Below are 11,899 nucleotides of genomic sequence, written 5' to 3'. Positions count from 1 at the left end.
CGCCGCCCTACATCAATACGAACATCCCGATCGCGGCCGCCGCCATCAGCACCAGCGTGAGCCAGCCAAGCACGCGTTGCCAGAGGTTCGCGGTGAAATCGCCCATGATCGCGCGGCGCGACGCCACGATCATCATGGCCCCGATGATCGGCACCACGATCACGCCGTTCAGGACCGCGCTCCAGATCAGCGCCTTGATAGGGTCGATCGGCAGCAGCACCACACCCAGCCCCGCCAGGATCGCGACCGCGATCGTAATGTAGAACGGCCGCGCCTCGCCGAACTCGTGCTCCAGTCCGATCCGCCAGTTCCGGACTTCGCCCAGCGCGTAGGCGGCCGATCCGGCGAGCACCGGAACGGCCAGCAGGCCCGTCCCGACGATGCCGAGGCTGAACAACAGGAAGGCAGCGTCGCCCGCGATCGGCCGCAGCGCTTCGGCCGCCTGCTGCGTGCTCTCGATGTCCGTCTTGCCGTTGGCGTTCAGGGTGGCCGCCGTCGTCAGGATGATGAAGAAGGCGACCAGGTTCGACATCGCCATGCCGATGCCGGTCTCCCAGCCGATGCGCGTCAGTTCGCGCGGCGCCTGCTCGGGATTTTCGGTGAGCGGCCCCGCCTCGTCATCGCCCTCCTCCTCCTCGACTTCCTGCGAACTCTGCCAGAAGAAGAGGTAGGGGCTGATCGTGGTGCCCAGGATCGCGACGACCAGCATCAAGGTATCCTTGTCGAGAGCGAAGTTCGGCACCAGGGCGCCGACGCCGACCGCGCGCCAATCGATATGGGCCGTGAAGACCACGCCGACATAGGCGAACAGCGAGAAGGTCAGGTATTTCAGGAAGCCGACATAGCGACTGTAGGGAATGAACACGATCGCCAGCACCGAAACGATGGCGAACAGGAACGTAAAGAGGATCTGTCCCCCGCCCACGAGCATCGCCACCGCCGCGCCCATGGCGGCGAGATCGGCGCCGATGTTGATGGTGTTCGCCACGAACAGCAGCACGACCAACCCCATGACGACCGGCCGCGGGAAAGCCCGACACATATTGGCGGCCAGGCCGTGGCCGGTGACGCGACCGATGCGGGCGCTGACCGACTGAACCGCGACCATCAGCGGCCAGGTCAGCACGACCGTCCAGAGAAGTCCGAAGCCCGCATGGGCGCCCGCCTGGGAATAGGTCGCGATGCCGCTGGGATCGTCGTCGGCGGCGCCGGTAATCACGCCGGGACCGAGCCTCTTGATCAGTCCCTGTGTGTTGGTTGCGACCATCCTGCCCCCGAAACGGAAGACCGCCCCGCAAGTTCCACCTGCGGGGAGCACCGCACATCACGCACTTTCGTTCAGTTCAGCTGAAGGGTCCGGCTTCCTGCTCCGCCAGGAGCGCCTTCACCTTGAGAAGCTTGGCGTGCAGATGGCCACGCAGCAATGCGGCAACCCGCGCTCCATCCCGCGCCTGGAGCGCCTTCATGATGACCTCGTGTTCGCGCACAGCCTCCTTCCATTGCGCCGGCGTGTTGAGGGCCATGTAGCGCGCGCGGCGCATTTGGCCGTCCAGACCGGCATAGATCCGAGAGAGCACCGGGTTCTGCGCGGCCTCGATCAGCCGTTCGTGCAGCCGCTGGTTCACTGTGAAGAAGCGATCCCGCTGCCGCGCGCGATAGCTCGCCACGAGTTGTTTGTGCAGGGCCAGCAGCTCGGCCAGGTCCGCGTCCGACATGTTCTGGCAGGCCAGTTCGCCAGCGAGCGCTTCCAGCGCCTCCATGACGGAAAAGATATGATCGGCATTGCGGGCACTCAACCGCGCGACCCGCGCGCCGAGACGCGGCCGAATCTCGATCAGCCCCTCGCCCGCCAATACCCGAAAGGCCTCGCGCAGAGGCGTGCGCGACACGCCCAGCTCGCGCCCCAGGGTGCGCTCCCGGATCGGACGGCCGGGCTCCAGATCACCATTTGCGATCATGTCACGCAGTCGGGCGATGACTTCGCCCAACATGAGGGGCACCACGATCTGCCCCGCGTCGGGCTTCGTCCTGGGCGTTGACGGAGCGCTGGGCGCTCTCTTCTTCGTCTTCTTGGTCTTCATCCGCCTAACCTAGACTAGGCTCGGGCACGCGGCACGGTGTTTGCATTTGGTATACCATATGCCATTCTTGGAGCCCTGCGCCTGCCGGGCTCGTGGGAGCCCTCATGACCATTCTCGCCCGCCTCGCCGCCGCAATGCTGATGTCCCTGCCCCTTGTCCTGTCCGCGTCGGGATCCGCCGTCGCCTATCCTGACCGCCCGGTGAGGATCATCGTTCCGTACCCGCCAGGAGGTGGCACCGACGTGGTCGCGCGGCTTCTGGCGCAGCGCCTCACCGAGCGGATGAAGCAGCAGTTCATCGTCGAGAATCGCGGCGGTGCCGGCGGGACGATCGGAACGGATGTGGTGGCCAAGGCCGCCGCGGACGGCCACACGCTGATGGTCGTGCCGACCAGCCACGTCATCAATCCAAACGTCTACGCCAAGCTCCCCTACGACACGCGTAAGGATTTCGCGCCGGTCTCGCTGCTCGCCTCGGCAACGATCATGCTCGCGGTCAATCCGGCGGTACCGGCCAAGACGGTGGCCGAACTCGTGGCCCTCGCCCGGCCCGGAGGTCCGGTCACGAACTTCGGGTCGGCCGGCAACGGCACGGTATTCCACCTCGTCGGCGAGCTCTTCAAGAAGCTGGCCGGCCTGCAGATCGTGCATGTGCCCTATCGCGGCGGCGCGCCGACCGTGAACGCGCTGCTGGCCAACGAAGTGCCGATGGCTTTCGAAACCGCCCTGGCCCTTGGCCCGCACGTGGCGGCGGGCAAGCTGAGGGCCCTTGCCGTCACCCAGCCGAAGCGAAGCAGCGCCTGGCCCGACATCCCGACGACGGCAGAGGCCGGATACCCTTCGCTGGAGGCCGACAATGCCTATGCCTTGTTTGCGCCCGCCGGCACCCCGGCCGTGATCGTCGAGCGACTGGCGCAGGAAGCGCGCGCCGTATTCACCGATCCCGACATGAAGGCAAAGCTCGCCGAGCAGGGTGCCGAAGTGGTCGCGAGCAGCCCCGCCGAGCTCGCGGCCTATGTCGATCGCGAGATGGTGAAATGGAGCGCTGTCGCACGCGAGGCCGGCGTCCGCCCCGAATGAACAGCAAGTCGAAGGAGGAAAGAATGCAGCCGATCATCCGAGAGAAGTCGGAATACTATGCGCGGACCAGCGCCCAGATGGATGCCCATCTGGCGCCGCCGCCCTGGTCGCTGCGCGAGAAGATCGCGCTCACCTGCCGCATTCTGGCCCAGGAGGGCCATGAATCGGCGATCGCCGGGCAGATCACGGCGCGAGGGGACAAGCCCGGCACCTACTGGATGCTCGGGTTCGGCCTCGGCTTCGACGAGGCGCGCCGCAGCAACATCGTGCTGGTCGACGACGACCTGAACCTCCTGGAAGGCGAAGGAATGGTCAATCCGTCCAATCGCTTCCATTTGTGGATCTACCGGCACAGGCCGTCGGTGAACGCCATCGTCCACACCCATCCGCCGCACATCTCGGCCCTGTCCATGATTGGCCGGCCGCTCGTGGCCTCGCACATGGACACCTCGATGTTCCACGACGACTGCGCGTATCTGCCGGAATGGCCGGGCCCGCCAGTCGGTGACGAGGAAGGCGAGATCATCCACAAGGCGCTGGGCGACAAGCGGACCATCCTCCTCGCGCATCATGGCCAGTTGAGCGCCGCCGCGACGATCGAGGAAGCCTGCGTGCTCGCCATTTTCATCGAGCGGGCGGCCAAGTTGCAGCTGATGGCCGAGGCGGTTGCACCTATCAAGCCCCTTCCGCCCGCCCTCGCCCGCGAAGCGCATGACTATCGCCTCAAAAAGCGCGCCGTCGAGGCGACCTTTCACTATTTCGGGCGGCGGGCGCTGAGAACCGATGGGGACGCCCTGACCTGACGCGAGACGGCAGGGGCCCGGTCATGCGGCGCCGGGGCCATCCTTGAGATGGAAGGGCAGCGTCGCCAGTTCGGGCGCCAGGTCCTTGATCTCGTCGAAGAACACGATGAAGTGGCGCGCGACCAGTCGCTGGAGATCGCCGCCGGGCTGGTCGTCGCCATCCGCCGTCGTCATCTCCATGCCGTCCCGCGTCCGCACCCAGAGCAGCGCATTGCGCGGGGCGTCGGGCAGCTCCGCGAAGCTCAGCAGGCCAAAGGCGACGGCCTTCCGCCGACGGGCATGCTGGGCGAGCGCATTGTCCTGGGTCAGATCGCACAGCGCGAAGGCCAGCCTGCCTTGTGTGCCGTCCGGCAGGGTCACATCATACTGGCGGGTAGCCAGACGTCCGAGTTCGTCACTCACCTCACGACTCCTGCGCCCTGCCCCCTGAACCCGTTCACGATCGGATAGCGGCGCTCGCGGCTGATGTTGCGGGAAGTGATCTTCACGCCGGGCGGTGCCTGGCGCCGCTTGTATTCGGCGCCTTCGAGCAGGCGCCACACGCGATCGACGGTCGCCGGATCGTGGCCTTCCCCGGCCAGTGCCGCCGTGTCGAGGTCGCGCTCGATCAGGCCCTTCAGGATCGCATCGAGCGAGGGATAGGGCGGCAGCGAGTCGGAATCCTTCTGGTCGGGCCGCAATTCGGCCGAGGGCGGCTTGTCGACGATGCGCGGCGGGATCACCACGCCCGCGCGGCCGAGCGCGCCTGCGGGCAGATGCGCGTTGCGCCAGCGGCAGAGTTCGAAGACCGTGGTCTTGTAGACGTCCTTCAGCACGTTGAAGCCGCCGCACATGTCGCCGTACAGAGTGGCGTAGCCGACGGCCATCTCCGACTTGTTGCCGGTCGTCACCACCATGCCGCCCAGCTTGTTCGACACCGCCATCAGGGTGACGCCGCGGGCGCGGCTCTGAATGTTCTCCTCGGTCACGTCCTCGGGCCGGTTGCCGAACAGCGGCGCCAGCATGCCGCAGAACGCCTCCATCGCCGGCCCGATGTCGACGATATCGTAGCGCACACCGATCGCCCGCGCGCAGGCCTCGGCGTCCTCCAGCGAGTCGCGGCTGGTATAGGGCGACGGCATCATGATCGCGTGCACCCGATCGGGGCCCAGCGCGTCGGCCGCTACCGCCGCCGTGATCGCCGAATCGACGCCGCCCGAGAGGCCGATCACCACGGAGGGAAAGCCGGTCTTGTTCACATAGTCGCGCAGCCCCAGCACCATCGCCTGGTAGATGGACTCGATCTGGCCCAGCTCGCGCGCGATCGGACCGGGCTGGCATTCCCAACCGCCGGCACCCCGCCGGAACTCGATCGTCGCGACCTCTTCCGCGAAGGAGGCGAGCTTGGCCTTGAGCGAGCGATCCGCGCCCAGCGCGAAGGAGGCGCCGTCATAGACGACCTCGTCCTGGCCGCCGACCTGGTTGAGATAGACGAAGGGCAGGCCGCTCTCGACCACGCGCTTGACGCCGAGCTGCACGCGCACGTCGGTCTTGCCGGCCTCATAGGGCGAACCGTTCGGCACCAGCAGGATTTCGCCGCCGGTCTCGGCGATGCATTCGACGACATCGGGTGTCCACACATCCTCGCAGATCGGCACGCCGATTCGGACACCGCGAAAGACCAGCGGTCCCGGCATCGGACCGGGCGCGAAGATGCGCTTGTCGTCGAACACGCCATAGTTCGGCAGGTCGACCTTGAAGCGCTTGCCGATGATCTCGCCCTTGTCGAGCGCGATGATCGCATTGTGCAGCTTCTCGCCCTCGCGCCACGGCGTCGTGACGAACAGGGCCGGACCGCCGTCATTGGTGTCGGCGCGCAGGGCTTCGACCGCGTCGTGACAGGCCTGCTGGAAGGCGGGCTTCAGCACCAGGTCTTCGGGCGAGTAGCCCGCAAGCACCAGTTCCGTGGTGAGCACGAGGTCGGCGCCTTGCCGGCCCGCTTCCGCGCGGGCGGCCCGCACCTTGGCGAGATTGCCGGCGACGTCGCCGACCTTGGGATTGAGCTGGGCCAATCCCACTCTGAGTTTGTCCGTCATCTAAGCCTCAGGAGGAGCGCATATGCTCGCGCAGAGCCTGGCCGAACGCCTGGAACAGGGCGCGGTTGATCGGGTTGCTCTGCGGGTCGTACTCGGCATGCCACTGGACGCCGACCGCAAAGGCCGGAGCCTCCGAGATGCAGATCGCCTCGATCGTGCCGTCCTCCGCCACGCCTTCGATGGCGACGCGCGCGCCCGGATCGAGGATCCCCTGTCCATGGAGCGAGTTCACGCGGATGCACTCGCAGCCGAGCAGCCGCGCGAAATAGCCATCCTTCACGAGTTGGACCTCGTGCCGGTCGGCAAACACGACGGTGGGATCGGGATGGACCTCGCCATTTTCCAGCCGCGGCATGCGATGGTTGAGGCGGCCCGGAATCTCGCGGATCTCGGGGTGCAGCGAGCCGCCGAAAGCCACGTTCATTTCCTGGAAACCGCGGCAGATGCCGAAGATCGGCACGCCGCGCTCGACGCAGGCGTCGATCAGCGCCAGGGCCATCGCGTCGCGCTCCTGGTCGTAGGGTTCGTGGGCCGGATGCGGCTCCGCCCCGAAGCGGGTCGGATGGACGTTGGCGCGGGCCCCGGTGAGCAGGATGCCGTCGACCGCGCCCAGCAGCGCCTCGATGTCGGTGATGTCGGGCGTGCCGGCAAACATCAGCGGCAGTGCCCCGGCGACGTCCGCGACCGCCCGCATGTTGCGCTGTCCCACGAGCTGGACGTTGTGGCGGTCGTTGATCACGCCTGAATTGCCGATCACCCCGACCACGGGCTTCTTGATATTGGGAACCAACGCGCGCCTGCCTCGACTTCGAAGAGACGATAATGGCACCGCATCCACCGGCCGGCGAGTCCGCCGTCGCGAAACACCATTGACAGCCGCGCCCGCCGGTGCGTGAATTCCATCGTCACGTTCAGTAGGGAGGTTTTGATGAATCCACCCAAGCAACGTGCCGCAGTGATTGTCGAGGCAATCGTTCGGGCATCGGCATAGCGGCAGACGCGAACGGCACGGCGGGAGCGGTCACTGCGGGTCGCATCAGTTGGGCATGACCCCGATCAGGCCGCTCCCGACGTTCCTTTCCCACACTTCCAAACGAGTTCGAGACGCCTCTGCGGGAACCGCGTTCACTGGAACGGCGGCACCTCGCGGCGCAGGTTGCCACTTCCTTGAATGAAGAACAGCGTCAGGCGTCCGGCGACCTCCTTCGGGCTGTCCGACGGTTCAAGTGGAAGCTCCGTTTTCAGCCCGCGCGCACCAAGCTCGTCCACCAGCTCCTTCAGGCGATCGCCGGGAATCTCGAACTGCAGGACGGCCATCGCGTCGGAGAGCAGCGAATGGCCGGAGACCCAGCCACCCGCCCGCGTAATCGCCTCCGACGCCGCATTCACGCTCACATGAAAGGCGTTCCGCGCGACGGCTTCGAGGCGAAGCACACCCGTCTCCGGTCGGTCTAGGACTTCGCCGCCACCACTTCGACCTCGACCAGCATCGAGGGATCGGCGAGGCCGGCCACGACCAGCAGGGTGGACGCGGGATAGGGTTCCTGCCCGACATACTTGCCGCGGACCTCGCGGAAGGCGGGGATGAACCGGCTGTCGGTCAGGAAGACGGTGAGCTTGACGATGTCGCGGAAGTCCATGCCGCCGGCCTTCAGCACCTCGCTGATATTCTTCCAGACCTGCTCGCTCTGCGCCTCGATCCCGTCCTGCAGCTTGCCCGCAGAATCCACGCCGACCTGGCCCGAAACGTAGAGCACGCGCGCCTCGGGCGGGACCTCGACGCCGAGGCTGTATTTGCCGGCCACGGACACGGATTTGGGATTGTGGAACTTGATGGCCATGTCAGACCCTCCATTGTAAGGAGGCGCAGGTTTCAGGTCGGAGAGCATGACGTCAAGCACCAAGCCCGTACACATTGTCGGCGGCGGCCTCGCAGGCAGCGAGGCGGCCTGGCAGCTCGCGCAGGCGGGCGTGCCGGTGGTGCTGCACGAAATGCGGCCGCTGCGCGGGACCGAGGCGCATCTCACGGATAGCCTTGCCGAACTGGTGTGCTCCAACTCCTTCCGCTCCGACGATGCCGCCAATAATGCCGTCGGCGTGATCCATGAGGAGATGCGCCGCGCCGGCTCGCTGATCATGCGGTCGGCCGATGCGCACAAGCTGCCGGCCGGGGGCGCACTCGCGGTCGACCGACACGGCTTCTCGGCCACCGTGCAGCAAACCCTGCTTGCCCATCCGCTGGTCACGCTCGAGCGCGAAGAAGTGGCGGGCCTGCCGCCCGAAGGCTGGGACAGCGTGATCGTAGCGACCGGCCCCCTCACCTCGCCGGCGCTTGCCGAGGCCATCGCCAAGCTCACCGGCGAGGACTCGCTGGCCTTCTTCGACGCCATCGCGCCGATCGTCCACCATGAGAGCATCGACCAGTCGATCGCCTGGAAGCAGTCGCGCTACGACAAGGTCGGTCCCGGCAATGTCGAGGGCAGCGACGGCGCCGACTACTTCAACTGCCCGATGGACAAGCCGCAGTACGAGGCCTTCGTGGCGGCGCTGCTGGCCGGCGAGAAGACCGAGTTCAAGCAGTGGGAGCACAACACGCCCTACTTCCAGGGCTGCCAACCGATCGAGGTCATCGCCTCGACCGGACCACAGAGCCTGCGCTTCGGCCCGATGAAGCCGGTGGGGCTGCGCGATCCGCGCACCGGCCATCGCCCCTGGGCGGTGGTGCAGCTTCGCCAGGACAATGCCCTGGGCACGCTGTGGAACATCGTGGGCTTCCAGACCAAGCTGAAGCACGGCGAGCAGACGCGCATCTTCCGCACCATCCCCGGACTCGAGAAGGCGGAGTTCGCGCGGCTGGGCGGCCTGCACCGCAACACCTTCCTCAACAGCCCGCGCCTGCTCGACGGCACCTTGCGTCTCAAGGCGATGCCGCGGCTCAGGTTCGCCGGCCAGATCACCGGCTGCGAGGGCTATGTCGAGAGCGCCGCCGTCGGCCTGATGACCGGGCGGTTCGCGGCGGCCGAGCGCCTGGGCCGCACGCAGGCACCGCCGCCGCCGACCACGGCAATGGGCGCGCTGCTGGGCCACATCACCGGCGGCGCCGATGCCACGACCTTCCAGCCGATGAACATCAATTTCGGCCTGTTCCCGCCGATCGCCGGCAGCTTCAAGGGCAAGGAGCGCAAGCAGGCCATGGCCGTGCGGGCGCTGCGCGACTTCGACGACTGGTTGAACCCGACGCCTCTCGCGGCGGAGTGAGGCAGACAAATCGTTCACAGCGGCTGAACGGCAGAAACACTCCGTAATGTCCCGCAACAGTGGGTAACCAAACGTTATTTCACATCCGGACCGTGTCGGGCTGAAATGGGTTCACCCCGTTTCGAGGAGTGACCCATGCAGGCCGTTCAGGAACTGATCGCCCCCGATACTTCCCTCACCGGCGCGCCTTCGCTGCAGTACGACGTGATGCGCGAGATCTTCAGCCTTCTGGCGCCGTACAATGTCGGCAGCAAGCCGATCACCCCGCAGACGGTCATCTCGAAAGGACTGACCGTCGATTCGCTGACGATCATGGACGTCATCATGGAGCTCGAGGATCGCTTCGACGTCACCATCCCGATGCACGTCGCGGCCGACATCGTGACGATCGACCAGCTCGCCGAGGCCGTCGTATCGCAGCGCGCGAAGCGCTGACAAAACTCCCTAGCCCATGAGATAAGTTAGCGAGCACGCGGCGCGGCGCGTGCTAAATCGCCTGCAATGACTCCCGCAGAACGCCGGCAGATGATGCTGGCCGGGCCGATCGTGCCCACCATCCTCACCCTCGCCACCCCGAACGTGCTGAACGTGGCCATGCAGAGCCTCGTCAGCATCGCCGACGGCTATTTCATCGGCCAGCTCGGCGTCGTCGACCTCGCCGCCCTGGCACTGGTGTTCCCGACGCAGATGACGCTCGGCATGATGTCGGCGGGCGCCATGGGTGGCGGCATCTCCTCCTCGGTGGCCCGCGCCCTGGGCTCGGGCAACAAGGCGGCCGCCGAGGCCGCGGCGGCGCATGCACTGGCCATCGCGATCGGTATGGCGGCGCTGTTCGGCATCCTGTTCGTGGGCTTCGGCCGGCAGATCTATGGCGCGCTGGGCGGCAGCGGTGCGGCCCTCGATCGTGCCGAGGCCTTTGCCACCATCCTGTTCTCGGGCTGCGTCGCCCACTGGGTCGCCAACTCGATGGCGTCCGTCCTGCGCGGCACCGGCGACATGAAGACGCCCGGCCTGGCGCTGGTCGTGACGGCGGGAATACAGATCCCTCTCACCGGCGCCCTGACCCTGGGATGGTTCGGCCTGCCCGCCTTCGGCATCCGCGGCCCTGCCATCGCCGCCGTGATCGCCTTCGCCCTCGCCGCCGCGTGGATGCTCTCGAAGCTCACCGGCGTGAAGGCGCCGCTGCGTCTGCGCTGGCCAGTCGATGGCTTCCGCTGGCGCGCGTTCCGCGACATCCTGAAGGTCGGGCTGATCGCCTGCCTGGTGGTGATCCTGACCAACGGCACCGTGCTCGTCGTCACCGGCCTGATCGGGCGCGAAGGCGACGCCGCCATTGCGGGCTACGGCATCGGCTCGCGGCTGGAATACATGCTGATCCCGATCAGCTTCGGCATTGGCGCCACACTCACTGCGCTGGTCGGCACCAATATCGGCGCCAAGCAATATGCCCGCGCCCAGCGCCTGGCCTGGACCGGCGCCTTCATGGCGGGCGCGGTCGCCGCCACCATCGGCCTCATCGTGGCACTCTGGCCCGACCTCTGGCTCGGCCTCTTCACCACCAATCCGGCCGCGCTCGCCTCGGGCCGCCACTATCTCAGCATCGTCGGGCCGGCCTACGGCTTCTTCGGCCTGGCCATGGCGCTCTACTTCGCCTCGCAGGGCACCGGCGAAATGATCTGGCCGGTCGCCGCCAACCTGACGCGCATCACCATCGCGGGTGGCGGCAGCCTGCTGGCCCTCGACCATTTCGGCTGGGGCGTCTCGGGCCTCTACACCTGCGTGGCCTTGGGCATCGTGGCCTTCTCCGCCGTGCTTGCCTTCTCGACCACGCGACGGGCATGGACCGGCTGAGGCATCAGCCGAGGCGCATCGACAGCTCGACATCCTCGGCGAACGGCACCGACAGATAACCTTGCACAGGCGACCGCACGCGGGCCAGATACTCCGGACTCCAGTCCGCGTTGTCGGCAACGATGAGGGCCCCGGCCCGCAAGTGCGGCTCCACCAGCTCGAGGATGGCCGGATAGAGCCCTTTCGCACCATCGAGCAGGACGAGATCGATCGAAGGCGGAAGGCCTTTCGCCAGCGTCTCGAGCGCATCGCCCTCGCGTAGATCGACGAGATCGGCCACGCCGGCGGCAGAAAAGCTGGCCCGGGCGCGCGCAACCTTGGAGCTTTCGAACTCGCTCGTGACCAGGCGTCCCCCGTCATTGTCCCTGAGGGCGGCGGCGAGGTGCAGTGTCGAGACCCCGAACGAGGTGCCGAACTCGACGATGTTCCGGGCGCCGGTCGAGCGTGCGAGCATGTAGAGCAATGTGCCGGTCTCACGCGAGACGGCCAGCGGGAAATCCTTCGCCCGCTCGTAGAAGACGCGGTACTCGGTCTTGCTGGCCATCATGGCCGCCCGTTCCTCGGGCGACAGCGTGGCCATCTCCTGGCGAATGCCCGCGATGGAGGCTTCGGCCTCCGCAAACAGTCCGTCGAGGACCGACGAGAGCGGTGAAGACATGAGGGTGTTGTTCATCGGTCTTTCCAAAGAGTGTGTGTGCGCGCAAAATACGAATGATTCGTCGCATTTGGTATTCGCGTTCAGGCGCCCGTCC

13 protein-coding genes are annotated in these 11,899 nt (G+C 66.8%); 5 read left to right on the top strand and 8 right to left on the bottom strand.

Annotated elements, in window-relative coordinates; translation table 11 throughout:
* Positions 1 to 7 precede the first annotated feature (7 nt).
* Together ACO07K_RS05455 and ACO07K_RS05450 are read right to left on the bottom strand one after the other, a co-directional pair.
* A complete protein-coding gene (locus ACO07K_RS05455) occupies positions 8 to 1,267 on the bottom strand; it encodes an Nramp family divalent metal transporter (protein WP_422034885.1) in 1,260 nt (419 codons plus the stop codon).
* A gap of 76 nt (positions 1,268 to 1,343) precedes the next feature.
* The gene (locus ACO07K_RS05450) at positions 1,344 to 2,081 is read right to left on the bottom strand and encodes a GntR family transcriptional regulator (protein WP_422034884.1); all 738 of its coding nucleotides are present in this window, start codon (positions 2,079 to 2,081) and stop codon (positions 1,344 to 1,346) included.
* A gap of 104 nt (positions 2,082 to 2,185) precedes the next feature.
* On the opposite strand from ACO07K_RS05450, the gene ACO07K_RS05445 reads away from it, so the two are divergent.
* Together ACO07K_RS05445 and ACO07K_RS05440 are read left to right on the top strand one after the other, a co-directional pair.
* Entirely contained in the window at positions 2,186 to 3,160 is a 975-nt protein-coding gene (locus ACO07K_RS05445) for a tripartite tricarboxylate transporter substrate binding protein (RefSeq protein ID WP_422034883.1), read from the top strand.
* Positions 3,161 to 3,183: 23 nt separating this feature from the next.
* Positions 3,184 to 3,963 (top strand): aldolase, encoded by a 780-nt coding sequence (locus ACO07K_RS05440; protein ID WP_422034882.1) that lies wholly within the window; start codon positions 3,184 to 3,186, stop codon positions 3,961 to 3,963.
* A 21-nt stretch (positions 3,964 to 3,984) separates the two neighbouring features.
* Here ACO07K_RS05440 and ACO07K_RS05435 read toward each other — a convergent pair whose 3' ends face one another.
* The 5 genes from ACO07K_RS05435 to ACO07K_RS05415 form a co-directional block, all read right to left on the bottom strand.
* A complete protein-coding gene (locus ACO07K_RS05435; RefSeq protein WP_422034880.1) occupies positions 3,985 to 4,365 on the bottom strand; it encodes a hypothetical protein in 381 nt (126 codons plus the stop codon).
* Positions 4,362 to 6,038: an NAD+ synthase gene (locus tag ACO07K_RS05430; RefSeq protein ID WP_422034879.1), complete on the bottom strand. Its 1,677-nt coding sequence runs from the start codon at positions 6,036 to 6,038 to the stop codon at positions 4,362 to 4,364. The genes ACO07K_RS05435 and ACO07K_RS05430 overlap by 4 nt, the downstream gene beginning before the upstream one ends.
* Positions 6,039 to 6,045: 7 nt before the next feature.
* Positions 6,046 to 6,816: a gamma-glutamyl-gamma-aminobutyrate hydrolase family protein gene (locus ACO07K_RS05425; RefSeq protein WP_298310725.1), complete on the bottom strand. Its 771-nt coding sequence runs from the start codon at positions 6,814 to 6,816 to the stop codon at positions 6,046 to 6,048.
* 347 nt (positions 6,817 to 7,163) lie between these two features.
* Entirely contained in the window at positions 7,164 to 7,472 is a 309-nt protein-coding gene (locus tag ACO07K_RS05420; protein WP_422034878.1) for a hypothetical protein, read from the bottom strand.
* 17 nt (positions 7,473 to 7,489) lie between these two features.
* A complete protein-coding gene (locus ACO07K_RS05415; protein WP_422034876.1) occupies positions 7,490 to 7,879 on the bottom strand; it encodes a RidA family protein in 390 nt (129 codons plus the stop codon).
* A 46-nt stretch (positions 7,880 to 7,925) separates the two neighbouring features.
* Between ACO07K_RS05415 and trmFO the strand changes: the two genes are divergently transcribed.
* The 3 genes from trmFO to ACO07K_RS05400 all read left to right on the top strand — a co-directional run bounded on the left by trmFO (position 7,926) and on the right by ACO07K_RS05400 (position 11,147).
* Positions 7,926 to 9,296 (top strand): methylenetetrahydrofolate--tRNA-(uracil(54)-C(5))-methyltransferase (FADH(2)-oxidizing) TrmFO, encoded by a 1,371-nt coding sequence (trmFO, locus tag ACO07K_RS05410; protein WP_422034875.1) that lies wholly within the window; start codon positions 7,926 to 7,928, stop codon positions 9,294 to 9,296.
* Between the two features lie 135 nt (positions 9,297 to 9,431).
* Positions 9,432 to 9,731 (top strand): acyl carrier protein, encoded by a 300-nt coding sequence (locus tag ACO07K_RS05405; RefSeq protein WP_422034874.1) that lies wholly within the window; start codon positions 9,432 to 9,434, stop codon positions 9,729 to 9,731.
* A 66-nt stretch (positions 9,732 to 9,797) separates the two neighbouring features.
* Positions 9,798 to 11,147, top strand: coding sequence for an MATE family efflux transporter (locus tag ACO07K_RS05400; RefSeq protein ID WP_422034873.1), 1,350 nt, complete (start codon positions 9,798 to 9,800; stop codon positions 11,145 to 11,147).
* Between the two features lie 4 nt (positions 11,148 to 11,151).
* On the opposite strand, the gene ACO07K_RS05395 is transcribed toward ACO07K_RS05400, so the two are convergent.
* The gene (locus ACO07K_RS05395) at positions 11,152 to 11,820 is read right to left on the bottom strand and encodes an O-methyltransferase (RefSeq protein WP_422034872.1); all 669 of its coding nucleotides are present in this window, start codon (positions 11,818 to 11,820) and stop codon (positions 11,152 to 11,154) included.
* Positions 11,821 to 11,899: the final 79 nt, after the last annotated feature.

Origin of the sequence: Reyranella sp., assembly GCF_965228225.1 — a bacterium.
Lineage (GTDB): Bacteria > Pseudomonadota > Alphaproteobacteria > Reyranellales > Reyranellaceae > Reyranella.
This window is presented reverse-complemented; position numbering and strand designations above follow the sequence as displayed.

Excerpts from the sequence above, each read along its gene's own strand:
- ACO07K_RS05455 (WP_422034885.1), bottom strand. The coding sequence starts at position 1,267 with ATGGTCGCAACCAACACACAGGGACTGATCAAGAGGCTCGGTCCCGGC.
- ACO07K_RS05395 (WP_422034872.1), bottom strand. The coding sequence starts at position 11,820 with ATGAACAACACCCTCATGTCTTCACCGCTCTCGTCGGTCCTCGACGGA.
- ACO07K_RS05450 (WP_422034884.1), bottom strand. The coding sequence starts at position 2,081 with ATGAAGACCAAGAAGACGAAGAAGAGAGCGCCCAGCGCTCCGTCAACG.
- trmFO (WP_422034875.1), top strand. The coding sequence starts at position 7,926 with ATGACGTCAAGCACCAAGCCCGTACACATTGTCGGCGGCGGCCTCGCA.
- ACO07K_RS05400 (WP_422034873.1), top strand. The coding sequence starts at position 9,798 with ATGACTCCCGCAGAACGCCGGCAGATGATGCTGGCCGGGCCGATCGTG.
- ACO07K_RS05405 (WP_422034874.1), top strand. The coding sequence starts at position 9,432 with ATGCAGGCCGTTCAGGAACTGATCGCCCCCGATACTTCCCTCACCGGC.
- ACO07K_RS05430 (WP_422034879.1), bottom strand. The coding sequence starts at position 6,038 with ATGACGGACAAACTCAGAGTGGGATTGGCCCAGCTCAATCCCAAGGTC.
- ACO07K_RS05440 (WP_422034882.1), top strand. The coding sequence starts at position 3,184 with ATGCAGCCGATCATCCGAGAGAAGTCGGAATACTATGCGCGGACCAGC.
- ACO07K_RS05415 (WP_422034876.1), bottom strand. The coding sequence starts at position 7,879 with ATGGCCATCAAGTTCCACAATCCCAAATCCGTGTCCGTGGCCGGCAAA.
- ACO07K_RS05445 (WP_422034883.1), top strand. The coding sequence starts at position 2,186 with ATGACCATTCTCGCCCGCCTCGCCGCCGCAATGCTGATGTCCCTGCCC.